Source organism: Xanthomonas sp. BRIP62411, from assembly GCF_003993525.1.
Lineage (GTDB): Bacteria > Pseudomonadota > Gammaproteobacteria > Xanthomonadales > Xanthomonadaceae > Xanthomonas > Xanthomonas euroxanthea.
Genome location: NZ_QEZI01000008.1, coordinates 364,393 through 378,309 on the forward strand (window position 1 = coordinate 364,393; position 13,917 = coordinate 378,309).

The window sequence follows — 13,917 nt, forward strand, 5'->3', positions numbered from 1 at the left end:
ACAATAGTAGCGGTTACCGGCACCGCTGGTGCCCTTTTCAGCCGCCGCCGAGTGTCTCGGGCCGGCGCAGGCCGTTGCCCTTCCTATTCCCCATTCCCGTCTCCCGATTCCAAAGGCCGCGACGCGGTCGCGGCCTCAGATCTCGACCTGCGCGCCCAGCTCGACCAGGCGGTTGCCGGGGATGCGGAAGAAGCCGGTGGCCGGGGCGGCGTTGCGATGCATCAGCGCGAACAGCTTGTCGCGCCAGATCGGCATGCCGCGGTTGGCGCTGGCCACGATGGTCTCGCGGCTGGCGAAGAAGGTGGTGTCCATCGGGTCGAAATGGATGCCGCCCTGGTCGCAGGAGCGCATCAGTGCCAGCGGCACGTCCGGCGTTTCCATGAAGCCGAAGCGCACATAGACGCGGTAGAACTCGTCGCCGATCGATTCGATCTGCAGGCGCTTGTCCGCCGGCGCGTACGGGATCGGCAAGGTGTCGACGTTGAGGAAGATGTTGCGCTCGTGTAGCACCTTGTTGTGCTTGAGGTTGTGCATCAGCGCATGCGGCACGACCATCGGGTCGGCGGTGAGGAACACCGCCATGCCCGGCACGCGCGCCGGCGGGGCCAGCATCAGGCCCGGCAGGAAGCTGTCGATGCGGATGCCGTCCTTGCGGATTTCCTCGCGCAGCAGGGCGCGGCCGCGGCGCCAGGTGCGCATCAGGGTGAACACCACGATGCCGAGCGCCAGCGGGAACCAGGCGCCCTGCAGCAGCTTGGCGCCGTTGGCGATGACGAAGGCCAGCTCGATGAAGAAGAACACCACGCACAGCGGCAGCACCCAGTTGCGCCAGCGCGGCCACAACGAGCGCGCCACCAGCGCCAGCAGCAGCGTGTCGATCAGCATGGTCATCGACACCGAGATGCCGTAGGCCACCGCCAGATTGGTGGAACTGCGGAAGATCAGCACCAGCGCGATCACCATCACCATCAACAGCCAGTTGATGCCGGGCACGTAGATCTGGCCGATGGTGGTGCGCGAGGTGTGCTTGATCAGCATGCGCGGGATGTAGCCCAGCTGCATCGCCTGGCGGGCCACCGAATAGGCGCCGGTGATGACCGCCTGCGACGCGATCACGGCCGCCAGCGTGGCCAGGATGATCATCGGATACAGCGCCCAGCCCGGCACCGCTTCGAAGAACGGGTTCTTCAGCGCGGAGGGGTGATTGAGTACCAGCGCGCCCTGCCCCAGGTAATTGAGCAGCAGCATCGGCAGCACGAAGAAATACCAGCCGTGGCGGATCGGCCTGGCGCCGAAGTGGCCCATGTCCGCGTACAGCGCCTCGCCGCCGGTCACCGCCAGCACCACCGCGCCGAGGATGAACACCCCGTGCCAGCCATGCTCCATGAAGAAGCGGATCGCCCACCACGGATTGAAGGCCTTCAGCACTTCCGGCGCATCGATGATGTTCCAGGCGCCGATCGCCCCCAGCGACAGGAACCACAGGCAGGTGATCGGCCCGAATACCTTGCCGACCTTTTCGGTGCCGAAGCGCTGCACCATGAACACCACCAGCAGCACGACCACGGTGATCGGCACGATGAAGGGATGCAGGCTGGGCGCGGCGATTTCCAGGCCTTCCACCGCGCCCATCACCGAGATGGCCGGGGTGATCACGCCATCGCCGAAGAACAGCGAGGCACCGAAGATGCCGAGGATGCCGACCACGTACGCCGAGCGCGAGCCGTTGCGCATGGTGCGCTGGGTCAGCGCCATCAAGGCCATGATGCCGCCCTCGCCCTCGTTGTCGGCGCGCATGATGATGGTCACGTACTTGAGCGTCACCGTGACCATCAGCGCCCAGAACGCCAGTGACAGCACCCCCAGCACGGTGTCGTGGTCGCTGGTCAGCCCGTAGTGCGGCGAGAACGCCTCCTTGAGGGTGTACAGCGGACTGGTGCCGATATCGCCGAAGACGACGCCGATGGCGCCGATGACCAAGGCCATATGGCTATTGGCAGGCGCATGGCCGTGGCCAGCTGCGGAAGTGGGGGTCTGGGACATGAAGTGGGCAGGGTATCGCCAAGTGGCGTGAAGGAGAGGAAGACAGCGCAGCCTAGCGGAGCGCGGCCTGGAGGGCCTTGCGAATGACCGTGGCGACTTCGTCGCCTTCTGCCCCGGCCTCGCGTGCCATGCGTGCGGCCTCGGCCGGCTTGTAACCCAGTTGCTGCAACGCCACCGTGGCTTCGGACACCGCATCCGGGCCGAGCTGGCCGGTGATCGGCGCACCGCTGCTGAAGTCGGCGGCGCGGTCGCGCAGCTCCACCACCATACGCTCGGCGGTCTTCTTGCCGATGCCGGGGATGCGCGTCAGCGCGGTGATGTCGCCGCTGGTGATCAGGCGGGCGAACTCGTCCACGCTGACCCCGGACAGCACCGCCAGCGCGATCTTGGCGCCGATGCCGGTGACCTTCTGCACGTCGCGGAACAGCCTGCGCTCGCCTTCGCGCAGGAATCCGTACAGCGACACGCTGTCTTCTTTCTGCGCGTAGTGGGTGAACAGGATCACGTCGCGGCCGACATCGGGCAGGTCGTAGAAGGTGCTCATCGGCGCCTCCAGCTCGTAGCCCACCCCGCCCACGTCGATCACCAGCCACGGCGGCTGCTTGTAGGCCAGGATCCCGCGCAGGCGGCCGATCATTGGGCACCGCCTTGGCGGTGCCGGGATTGGGGAATCGGGAATGGAGAATCGTAAGAGCGCGCGCTGCTCTGGACTCTGCTGTTGCAATTCCCGATTCCCGATTCCCGAATCCCGATTCTCATTTCTTACGGCTCCAGGCCTGTTGGGTATTGACGCCCAGGTGCTGCGCGGTGGCGCGCACGTGGGCGTGGGTGATGGCGACCGCCAGTGCGTCGGCGGCGTCGGCCTGCAGCTTGCCTTTCAGGTTGAGCATGATGCCGACCATGTGCTGGACCTGCACCTTGTCCGCCCCGCCCTTGCCGACCAGCGCCAGCTTGATCTCGGTGGCAGCGTACTCGTGCACCGGCAGGTCGCGCAGCACCACCGCGCAGATCGCCGCCCCGCGCGCGTGGCCGAGCTTGAGCGCGGAATCGGCACTCTTGCCCATGAACACCTTCTCGATCGCCACTTCCTGCGGCCGGTAGGTCTCGATCACCTCGCCCAGCCCGTGCAGCAGGCGCTTGAGCCGCTGGGCGAAGTCGCCCTCGCCCAGCAGCACCAGCGGCGCATGATAGACATGCCGGCTGCGACCGCTCTCATCGACGTCGATGATGCCGAGCCCGGTCCGCTGCGAGCCGGGATCGATGCCCAGGATGCGGGTCATCGAGCGGCCGGGATTGGGGAGTCGGGAATCGGGAATGGGTAAAGCAGCCTCCTGGCATGCCCGACGCTGCCGGGCAATGCAGGATGCAGCTGTTTCAACTCCCGATTCTCCATTCCCGATTCCCGGCGCTTCAAGCGCCGAGACTCGACTGATCGACGTTCGAATACACGTCCTGGACGTCGTCCAGGTCTTCGAGCATGTCGAGCAGCTTGCGGACCTGCACGGCGGTGTCGCCATCGACGGCGATGTCGTTTTCGGCGCGGAAGGTGATTTCGGCGTGGGCCGGCTCCAGGCCGGCGGCGGTCAGCGCCTGCTTGACCTGGGCGAAGGCCTCCGGGGCGGTCAGTACGTCGATGGCGCCGTCTTCCGGATAGACCACCACGTCGTCGGCGCCGGCTTCGATGGCCGCGTCGGTGAGGGTGTCTTCGTCGGTGCCGGCGGCAAAGCTCAGCACGCCCAGGCGCTTGAACATGAAGGCCACCGAGCCGTCGGTGCCCATGTTGCCGCCGCACTTGCTGAAGGCATGGCGCACGTCGGCCACCGCGCGCACGCGGTTGTCGGTCAGGCAGTCCACGATCACCGCCACGCCGCCGGGGGCGTAGCCCTCGTAGCGCACTTCCTCGTATTCCACGCCTTCCAGCTCGCCGGTGGCTTTCTTGATGGCGCGCTCGATCACGTCCTTGGACATGTTCGCCGACAGACCCTTGTCCACCGCCACGCGCAGGCGCGGATTGTTGGACGGGTCGCCACCGCCGCCGCGCGCGGCGACGCTGATCTCGCGAATGATCTTGGTGAACATCTTGCCGCGTTTGGCGTCGGAGGCGTTCTTGCGGCCTTCGATGGAGGGGCCTCTACCCATGGGTGGTTCCAGACTGGCTTGAATGACAGGGCGCGAATTTTACCTGATTGCTCGCCCGCACCGGGGCGGCGGCGTTCAGTGGCCGAACCGGCCGTGGCGCAGGAAGCGCAGCACCTGCTGCGCGGCCTCGGGCGAGCGCAACAGACCGCTGTGGCTGGCCTGCACCACGCAATGGTCGCGCAGCCCCGGCAGGCGGGTTTCAGCCAGCGCCACGGTGCCGTCCGAGCCGCCGTCCAGCGGCGCCAGCCAGCGCCCCACCCCGCGCGCGACGGTGCCGGCGACCTGGCCGATCTCCGCCTCGCCCTCCCAGTGCGCGACACCGTGCTGCAGCAAGGCCGCGCTGCGCCCCAGCGCCCAGCGCCCGCCGCGCCGGGCCAGGCCGCGCGCGGCGGCGCTGCCGCACAACGGCGAGCCCAGGCAGACCACCCGGCGCACCGGCAATGCGGGCGCCGCGCGCAGGGCCTGCAGCGCCACCAGCCCGCCCAGGCTGTGACAGACCAGCCACTGCGCGCCGGTCGCCTGCAGGCGTTCGATCAGCCGCGGCACCGCCTGCGCCGGACCGCCGAGCACGCTGGCGTAGCCGAACAGCGCCGGCGCCAGGCCCTCGGCACGCAGCCGACGCGCGAGCGGCAACAGCCAATGCGCGGTATTCCAGACGCCGTGCACCAGCAGCACGTCGGCGGTTGCGGTCGCACGTCGCGCACCCGCTGGCATCGGCGTGCCGCTCAGTCGGCCGCAATGCGCGGATTGCGGCGCAGGATGAATTCGCGGTCGAGGATCTTGCCGACCGGGAAATCGTACTCGCCCACCTTTTCGAAACCGTAGCGGGCGTAGAAGCGTTGTGCGCCGAAATTCTCCGACCACACGCCGATCCACAGCGTGCGCGGGCCGTCGCGCTCCAGCCATTCCAGCGTGGTCTCGAACAGGCGGCTGCCCCAGCCACTGTTCTGGTAGTCCTTCAACAGATACAGCCGTTTGAGCTCACCGTCGCCGGGACGCACGTCCTGGTGCGGCAACCCGCAGGGCCCGGCGGCGGCGTGGCCGACCAGCAGGTTGTCCATCTCCAGCAGCCAGATCGCATAGTCCGGATGCGCCAGCACGATGCGTGCGCGCTCGACCGCGTAGGTCTCTTGCAGGAAGCCGTGCAGATCCTCTGGCGGGTACAGATGCCCGAAGGTTTCGGTGAAGGTCTGCGCGGCCAGCAGCGACAAGGCTTCGGCATCGTCCGGTGTGGCGCGGCGGATGCGGGTCATGCGGGCGTCTCATGCCGGGGGGACGTGGCAGCTTCGCGCATGCGGCTTCGTTGCCGCAAGCGGGCAATGGGGAATGGGGAAGCGGGAGGCGGGAATCGGGAATCGGGAATCGGGAATCGGGAAAGCATCCGGGATCCGCGTTTCCGGACCGCTCGCAGTGGATTGTCGAGGGCGCGCGAGGAGCGCGGCCCTGCGTCGCGGTTGCGGCAGGGCGCGCCTCGGCTGAGGACACCGCCAGTTCGGCAGATGTGCAGCGCGCCACCGCATCTAAGCATGCGACACGCTGGGGGCGCGGCGTATCAGCTGCACGGCCACGCGCTGGCGTGGCCGTGTGTGGCAGGTCAGGCCTGCTTGGGGCGTACCTGCACGTGCACTTCGGCCAGCTGATCGGCGGCGATCGGCGACGGGGCGTCGGTCATCAGGTCCTGCGCGCCGGTGGTCTTGGGGAACGGGATGACGTCGCGGATCGATTCGGTGCCGGCCATCAATGCCGCGATGCGGTCGATGCCGAAGGCGATGCCGCCGTGCGGCGGGGCGCCGTAGTTCAAGGCATCCAGCAGGAAGCCGAACTTGGCACGCGCCTCCTCGGCGCCGATGCCGAGCAGCTCGAACACCGCGCTCTGCATGTCCGGGCGGTGGATACGGATCGAACCGCCGCCGATCTCGTTGCCGTTGAGCACCATGTCGTAACCACGCGAGACCGCGGTGCGGGCGTTGGCGCGCAGGTCGGCGATGTCGTCCACCGCCGGCGCGGTGAAGGGATGATGCAGGGCCACGTAGCGCTGCGCCTCCTCGTCCCATTCGAACATGGGGAAATCGGTAACCCACAGCGGCGCCCAGCCATCGGCGACCAGATTGAATTCCTTGCCGGCCTTCAGGCGCAGTGCGCCCATGAAGTCGGACACGGTGTTGTAGCGGCCGGCACCGAAGAACACGATGTCGCCGTTGGTTGCACCGGTGTGCTTGAGCAGCGCAGCGAAGGCCTCTTCGCCGAAGAACTTGGCGATCGGCGAGCTGACCTCGCCGGTCTCCGACAGCTTGATGTAGGCCAGGCCCTTGGCGCCGTACTTGACGGCGTGCGCGGCGTAGTCGTCGATTTGCTTGCGACTCAGCGTGGCGCCACCGGGGATGCGCAGCGCGGCCACGCGGCCGTCGGCGTCATTGGCGGCGGCAGTGAACACCGGGAATTCGCTGGCCTTGACCAGCTCGGCCACATCGACCAGCTCCAGCGCGATGCGCAGGTCCGGCTTGTCCGAACCATAGCGACGCATCGCCTCGGCCCAGGTCATGCGCGGGAACTGCGCGGCCAGTTCGACGTCCACCACTTCGGCGAAGATGGCGCGGATCATGTCTTCGACGAAATCCTGCACGTCGCGCTCGCGCACGAAGGCAAATTCCATGTCCAGCTGGGTGAATTCCAGCTGGCGGTCGGCGCGCAGCGCTTCGTCGCGGAAGCAGCGTGCGATCTGGTAGTAGCGGTCGAAGCCGGCCACCATCAGGATCTGCTTGAACAGCTGCGGGCTCTGCGGCAAGGCGTAGAACTCGCCCGGATGCATGCGCGCCGGCACCAGGAAGTCGCGCGCGCCTTCCGGGGTGGCCTTGGTCAGGATCGGGGTTTCGATGTCCTGGAAATCGCGTGCGTCCAGGTGCCGGCGCAGCGCCTGCACCAGCTTGATGCGGGTGCGCTGCATGCGCTGCATTTCCGGACGGCGCAAATCCAGGTAACGGTACTTCAGGCGGGTTTCCTCGCCCGGGTTTTCATGCGCGTGGAACGGCAGCGGCGCAGCCTTGTTGAGGATGCTGATGCGGGTGGCGATCACTTCCACCTTGCCGGTGCGCAGCTTGTCGTTGACCGCATGACGCGCGCGCACCACGCCTTCGACCTGCAGCACGTCCTCGTAGCCGAGGCTGGCGGCCACCTTGAACAGCTCGGCGCTGGCGTCGTCGCCGGCCACCGGTTCCACCGTCACCTGCACGATGCCTTCGTGGTCACGCAGGTCGATGAAGCACACCCCGCCCAGGTTGCGGGCCACGTCGGTCCAGCCGGCGAGAGTGACGGTTTGGCCGATCAAGGTCTCATCGACCAGGCCGCAGAAGTGGGTACGCATCGAAAGCTCCGCTGAAAACCCGACGCAGGACGGCGCCGGAGAGCCGGATATTCTGGGGCCGGCGGGCGACAGGAGCAAATGCGCAGGCGCTCATGGCCGCTTAAGTCAGCGCCCGGCTGAATAGGCGCCAGACCCTTCCGCACCAAGGACGACACGATGCTGCGCACCGCCCTGCTGCTCTCCGGCTTCGGCCTGATCACCCTGACCGGCCTGCTGACCAGCGCGCCTGTCGTCGCGCAGGACCGTGGCTGGAACGGCCCCAGCATCACCTGCTCCAGCAACGACAACCGTCGCCGTGAGTGCGATACGCCGTTCCGCGGCCGCGCGGTGCTAGTCGAAAACATCTCCGGCACCCGCTGCATCGAAGGCCGTAATTGGGGCAGCGACCGCGGCCGGGTCTGGGTCGACAATGGCTGCCGTGGGCGCTTTGTCGATGGTCGCAACGGCGGCGGCTGGGGCGGCAACACTGGCCCCGGCGGTGGCGGGGTCGCCGGTACGGTGCGCTGCGAGAGCAACGACCAGCGCCAGAAGATCTGTGACACCGGCTGGCGCCGCGCCATGCTGGTGCGCCAACTGTCCAACACGCCCTGCGTGGAAGGCCGCAACTGGCGCCAGGACGGGGGCCGCATCTGGGTGGACGACGGCTGCCGGGGCGAGTTTGCGCAGGCCCGCGGCGGCGGCTGGGACCGGGGTGACGGCGGCGACGGTGGCCGCGACGACCGCCCCCGCAACGATTACGCCATCACCTGCGCCAGTGACGACCGCCGCCTGCGCACCTGCGGCTGGGATGGCCGCTACGGCCGCCCGGTGCTGACCCGCCAGCTGTCCGACACCCGTTGTGAAGAAGGCCGCAGTTGGGGGTACGACGCCCGCCGCGCGACGCTGTGGGTCAACGATGGCTGCCGGGCGCGCTTCGAGGCACGTTGAGGCAGCAGGTACGCGCGCCGCTTACGGGTCGGGACGGGGGATGCGGCTTCAGCACTGCCAGCCGCTGCCCGGCACCGCCCGTCGTTGCGGCGCGCTGACCCGGCTCAGGCAGGGTCGGCCGCGGGCTTTGCCGCGGGCTTGCTCTCGGCGGCGGCGGCCGGCTTGGCATCGCCACCGGCGCTACTGCTCTCGCTGAGGTTTTTCTTCTTCTCGCCCGCCGACTTGAAATCGGTCTCGTACCAGCCGCTACCGGACAGCCGGAACGACGGCGCGGTGATCTGGCGCTTGATCGTGGCCGCCGCGCAGGCCGGACAGGTCTGCGGATCGGGGTCGGCCATCTTCTGCAGGCGGTCGAAGGCGTGGCCGCAGGTGGTGCACTGGAAACCGTAGATGGGCATGGCAGGATCAGCTGAAGACGATGCAGGGGCGCAGATTCTAGACGGATGCGGGCAGGCAGGTGCAGTGATGCAGCTGCGCTTGACCACGCGCGCACGTTGCCGGCGAGAAACATCGACCGGTGATCGCTGCGTGCCCGCCCGTGCGCCCGATGGGCACCCGGCATCGCGGCTCCCATCGGCAGACGGCAAGACATGGGGGCGTGCGTGCGCATGCCGACGGTCGCCGGCCTGGGCACCGAGTGATGGGGCGGCGTGACCGTGCGAACTGCGCAGGCAGGTGGGGCCGTCATCCGGAACGTCAACCATCCAGGCTTCGCGCCGAACTACAGCCAACCACTTGGTATCGAACGCCGAAAGCCAGCTGGCTTCGGTCAAGCCGCGCGACACGGGCTGCTACACTCGAACAGGTGATCGACGCGCCTCTTCCCCCACGAGGACCGCATCCATGTTGCGGCTGACTGCCTTACTGCTGGGCGTTGCCCTGCTGCTGACCGGCAGCGGGCTGCTCGGCACCCTGCTTGCCGTGCGCGGTGGCCAGGCCGGTTTCGATGCGCGTGCGCTCGGCCTGATCATGTCCGGGTATTTCGCCGGCTTCTTTCTCGGCACCTTCTTCGCACCGCCGCTGATTCGGCGCATCGGGCATATCCGCGCATTCGCGTTCTACGCGGCGCTGGCGGCGATCGCGGTGCTTCTGCATCCGATCTGGTTGAACGCCTGGGGCTGGGGATTGCTGCGTCTGGTCACCGGCGCGGCACTGGTCGGCCTGTATACGGTGATCGAGAGCTGGCTCAACGCCGAGCCGGACGCGCGCCGGCGCAGCCGGGTGTTTTCGGTGTACATGGCGATCAATCTGTCGGCATTGGCGCTGGGCCAGATCCTTCTCACCGCAGGCGATGCGGGCGCACCGGCGATGTTCACGCTGACGGCGATCCTGATCTGCGCGGCAGTGATGCCGGTGATGACCACGCGCCTGATTCCGCCCGAGGTACCGCACGTGTCGCGCCTGCGCCTCAAGACGCTGTACGCGTTGGCCCCGGTGGCGACCATCGGCGCGGGATTGTCGGGCCTGGCAATGGGGGCGTTCTGGGGCTTGTTGCCGGTGTACGCCGACCGCATCGGGCTGGATGCCGACGGCGTGGCGATGTTCATGCTCACCGCCATCATCGGCGGTGCAGTGCTGCAGTGGCCGATCGGGCGCATCAGCGATGGCCATGACCGGCGCATCGGCCTGGTCACGATCAGCATGCTGGCGGCCGGCATCGCGATCGCCGCCGCAGTGCCGATGGTGCAGGCACAGACGCAACTGTTGTTCGTGCTGTTCTTCGTGTACGGCGGGTTGGCGTTCTCGCTGTATCCGTTCGCGGTGGCACACATGCTCGATTACCTGCCGCGCGAAGATCTGCTCTCCGGCTGCAGCAGCCTGCTGCTGGTACATGGCGTGGGCGCGGCGATCGGTCCGGCCCTGGCCGGTGGCGCGATGCAGAAATTCGGCCCTGCCGCGCTCCCGGTCTATTTCGCGGTGATGCTGCTGGCACTGGCCGGATTTACGCTGGCACGCCTGCTGCGCTTCACGCGCCGCCGCATCCACCCGATCTCTTTCCGCCCGATGCTGCGCACCACGCCATCGGCGTTGGAGTTGATGCCGGAAACGCAGCAGGCCGAAGCACCGCCGCACACCAGGAGCGGCTAACGCCCCCGTTTCGCGGGCATCGGTCGCAGAGCCGATGATCTGCGGCGTGGCTGCGGGGTCCTTGCCCGCCCACCATCCCGGGACGCGCCGCAAGACAGAGCAGTTGATAGAAGGCCTTGTAGATCAGCTGTAGAGCCGATGGTCTGCGGCTTGGCTGCGGAGCCCTTGCCCGCCCACGGTCGCGGGACACGCCGCAAGACAGAGCAGTTGATAGAAGGCCGTGTAGATCATCTGTAGAACCGATGATCTGCGGCGTGGCTGCAGGGCCCTTGCCCGCCCACCATCGCGGGACACGCCGTGAATCCGTCCATGGAGGCTCTTACGCGGCATCCATGCCGCGTAAGGTCCCGCGACGGTGAGCGGGCAAGGACCTGTCGGGATGGTCGGTGCGCAAGGTAAGAGCGGTGCTCGATACGCCTTGATCGATCATGACGCATCGACTCCACGTCTGGTGCAAGCCTCACTACAGACAGTTTTTCAAGTGAGCGCCGACCAACTGTCTGGTGCGGCGTCCTTGCCGGTTGCGGGACCGTGTGGCGGCATGGATGCCGCCACCGAGCCCCCAGGGACGGGTTCACGGCGTGTCCCGCAAGCGGTGAGGGCGCCGCGCCCTCGAAGACCTGAGCTTTTGACCCAAGCACTTGACCACCCTCCAACGACGCGACGATTCGCATCGTCTTGGAATGAATAGCCCACGGTATGACACGCAGTTTCGGAGGTGTCGTTCAACGACCCAACGCGAAAGCATGCAGACGGCGCTAGCCCGCAATCTTCCTTTCGACAGGGCGTAGTAGAACCATCCAGTGATCCCGACCGCACCTTTTGCGCGGTCATCATCACGCAATGCAAGCGCGGCAGTCTTTGCGGACCTCCCCGCTTGTTGGATTGCAATGGATTCGACGTCCTCCTCGCGCGTGCGCCATCCGGCCACGCTCGCGTTGTTACTGGTTCCGCTCACCCTGCCCGCCTACGCACAGCAAGCCCCCGATGGCGCAGCGACTGGCCCGTCCGCGGCCGAACCGGGCAGCGCTGGCGAGCAGGTGTCCACGCTGGATCAGGTGCAGGTGGTCGGCCAGGCGATGACGTATTCCAAGACCAATGTCAGCAAGGAAATGCTGGACCGCCAGTTCGTGCTGGGCAGCGTCAACGATGCGCTCAACGAACTGCCCGGCGTGGTGGTGACCGAGGCCGATGCCTTCGGCTCGTCGGATTGGGGCACCCAGATCAGCATGCGCGGCTTCGTCAGCAATCGCGATACCCAGCAGATCGGCACCACCATCGATGGCGTGCCCAACGGCGGCTCGGCCTATGGCGGCGGCTCCAAGGCCAACCGCTTCATCGACATGCCGGATCTGGAAACGGTGGAAGTCAGCCAGGGCACCGCCGATATCGCCTCGCGCTCCAACGAAGCGTTGGGTGGCACCTTGAACTACCTCACCGGCGACCCGCTGGAAGAGCAGCGCGTGCGCGTGATCGGCGGCATCGGCGACAACCAGGCGCGCAAGTATTACGCGCGCTACGACACCGGCCTGCTCGGCGGCAACACGCGCGCCTGGGTCAGCGGCTCGTCGGCACGCAACGACGACTGGATCGACGGCAGCGGCCACACCCGCCGCGACCACCTGGCCGGCAAGTTCGTCAGCGTATTGGACAAGTGGACGCTCAGCGGCTACGCGTCCTACGACGATGCCGACGAATCCGAATACACCAGCGTGACGCCCGAACAGTTCGCGCGCGACCCCGAGCACGACCTGCTGACCGGCACGCTCACCGGCATTCCGTACCTGGACCAGAACTATCGCTCCGGCTCGCGCGCGCTGCGCAAGAACACCTTCGGCTATCTGCGCGGCGCCTTCGATGGCGGCAATGGCTTCAAGACCACGCTGACCGGCTACGCGCACCGCATGCAGGGCCGTGGCGACTGGATTCCGCCGTATCTGGTGGATGTCACCAACGACGGCGCCGGCGCAGCGGAATCCGAAGCGCGTGGCGGCAACACCGTGTATGCCGGCAGCGACCTGGGCAAGCTGTATTACCTCACGCCCGGCGGCGCGGCCGCGACGATGCTGGCCGGTTGCGCCGGCAGCGATGCGCTGCCTGCAGAATCCAACCCGGCCTGCTATCCGGCCGGTTCGGTGCCGGTGCAGTCGTATCGCCACAGCCACTACGACAACCACCGCGCCGGTGCGATGGCCGATGTGGAATGGCGCGCGGATCTGGGCGCCATCGACAACACCGCGCGCGCCGGTGCGTGGCTGGAACGTTACGACCGTAGCGTCACCCGCGACTGGCATCGCCTGCTCAACGTCGGCACCAACATCGGCTTCGATCATCAGCCGTACTGGGTGCAGTTCAAGGACGACTACCAGACCGACGAGCAGATGTATTACGTCGAGGACGTGATGCGCTACGGCGCCTTTGCCTGGCGTGTGGGCGTCAAGCAGTTCTTCGTCGACCAGACCCGCGACCGCCGCATCGGCGATGCGCAGCATGTGGAGTCGGATTCGCATTCGGACCCGCTGCTGTCGGCCGGCCTGACCTGGACCACCCCGGTGCAGGGCCTGGAAGCCTTTGCCGGGTATTCGCAGAACTTCGCCGCGATTCCCTCCGGCGTGCTGGGCGAAACCGACCCGGTCGCGCTGAGCCGGGTGCAACCGGAAACCGCCGACAACGTCGAACTCGGCCTGCGCCTGAGCCGCTGGCCGTTGACCGGCAGCGTGACGCTGTACGACATCCGCTTCGACAACCGCATCGTCTATGTGCCGGCCAACTTCGTCACCGGCATCGACTACCTGGGCGAAACCGATGGCGTGTACGAGAACTTCGGCGGCGTGCATGCGCGCGGCGTGGAAGCGGCGCTCGGCTATGGCTGGGACAACGGCTGGCGCATCAACGGTGCCTATACCTACAACAAGGCCGATTACCTGGGCAGCGGCGATGCCGCGCGCGACACCGCGCTGGAGATCACCCCAGGTGCGCAGGTGATCGGCCAACCGCGCAACACCTTGGTGATGTCGGCGGACTGGAGCGGCCAGGCGTGGCGCTTCGGCGTGTCCGGGCGCTACCTGGGCAAGCGCTACCTGGACGCCTCCAACCGTGCGGCACTCGATGGCGTGACCACCTTCGATGCCAACCTGGGCGTGGAACTGTCGCAACTGTCGTCGCAGCTCAAGGGCCTGCAGCTGGCGCTCAACGTCAGCAACCTCACCGACAAGCGCTATCTGGAAGGCGTGGACGGCAGCGACAGCGCGTTCATCGGCGCGCCGCGCACGGTCGGGCTGACCGTGACGCTGGATCTCTAGCGTAGACGGCGCACCGCTGCCCGACAGGCGATAGGATTCCAGTGGATGGGGGCGGAT

11 protein-coding genes are annotated in these 13,917 nt (G+C 67.3%); 3 read left to right on the forward strand and 8 right to left on the reverse strand.

Features of this window, described 5'->3' with window-relative positions:
• Positions 1 to 135: 135 nt before the first annotated feature.
• The 7 genes from EO139_RS05925 to aspS form a co-directional block, all read right to left on the reverse strand.
• Positions 136 to 2,043 (reverse strand): potassium transporter Kup, encoded by a 1,908-nt coding sequence (locus EO139_RS05925; protein WP_126969695.1) that lies wholly within the window; start codon positions 2,041 to 2,043, stop codon positions 136 to 138.
• A gap of 52 nt (positions 2,044 to 2,095) precedes the next feature.
• A complete protein-coding gene (ruvA, locus tag EO139_RS05930) occupies positions 2,096 to 2,680 on the reverse strand; it encodes a Holliday junction branch migration protein RuvA (protein ID WP_023904818.1) in 585 nt (194 codons plus the stop codon).
• 118 nt (positions 2,681 to 2,798) lie between these two features.
• A complete protein-coding gene (gene ruvC, locus EO139_RS05935; RefSeq protein ID WP_126969697.1) occupies positions 2,799 to 3,323 on the reverse strand; it encodes a crossover junction endodeoxyribonuclease RuvC in 525 nt (174 codons plus the stop codon).
• 130 nt (positions 3,324 to 3,453) lie between these two features.
• Entirely contained in the window at positions 3,454 to 4,182 is a 729-nt protein-coding gene (locus tag EO139_RS05940) for a YebC/PmpR family DNA-binding transcriptional regulator (RefSeq protein ID WP_104584708.1), read from the reverse strand.
• 75 nt (positions 4,183 to 4,257) lie between these two features.
• Positions 4,258 to 4,896: an alpha/beta hydrolase gene (locus EO139_RS05945; RefSeq protein WP_180496727.1), complete on the reverse strand. Its 639-nt coding sequence runs from the start codon at positions 4,894 to 4,896 to the stop codon at positions 4,258 to 4,260.
• Positions 4,897 to 4,907: 11 nt separating this feature from the next.
• Positions 4,908 to 5,435: an N-acetyltransferase gene (locus EO139_RS05950; RefSeq protein WP_104584710.1), complete on the reverse strand. Its 528-nt coding sequence runs from the start codon at positions 5,433 to 5,435 to the stop codon at positions 4,908 to 4,910.
• Between the two features lie 341 nt (positions 5,436 to 5,776).
• Complete coding sequence (gene aspS / locus EO139_RS05960; protein ID WP_126969701.1) at positions 5,777 to 7,543, reverse strand: aspartate--tRNA ligase; 1,767 nt, start codon at positions 7,541 to 7,543, stop codon at positions 5,777 to 5,779.
• A 156-nt stretch (positions 7,544 to 7,699) separates the two neighbouring features.
• On the opposite strand from aspS, the gene EO139_RS05965 reads away from it, so the two are divergent.
• Positions 7,700 to 8,470 carry a DUF3011 domain-containing protein gene (locus EO139_RS05965; protein WP_126969703.1) on the forward strand — a complete coding sequence of 257 codons (771 nt, stop codon included), beginning with the start codon at positions 7,700 to 7,702 and terminating at the stop codon, positions 8,468 to 8,470.
• Positions 8,471 to 8,574: 104 nt separating this feature from the next.
• On the opposite strand, the gene EO139_RS05970 is transcribed toward EO139_RS05965, so the two are convergent.
• Entirely contained in the window at positions 8,575 to 8,868 is a 294-nt protein-coding gene (locus EO139_RS05970; RefSeq protein WP_104583599.1) for a zinc ribbon domain-containing protein, read from the reverse strand.
• A 445-nt stretch (positions 8,869 to 9,313) separates the two neighbouring features.
• Between EO139_RS05970 and EO139_RS05975 the strand changes: the two genes are divergently transcribed.
• Together EO139_RS05975 and EO139_RS05985 are read left to right on the forward strand one after the other, a co-directional pair.
• Entirely contained in the window at positions 9,314 to 10,558 is a 1,245-nt protein-coding gene (locus EO139_RS05975) for an MFS transporter (protein WP_104649771.1), read from the forward strand.
• A gap of 890 nt (positions 10,559 to 11,448) precedes the next feature.
• Complete coding sequence (locus tag EO139_RS05985) at positions 11,449 to 13,860, forward strand: TonB-dependent receptor (protein WP_126969707.1); 2,412 nt, start codon at positions 11,449 to 11,451, stop codon at positions 13,858 to 13,860.
• The last annotated feature ends 57 nt before the right edge of the window (positions 13,861 to 13,917 follow it).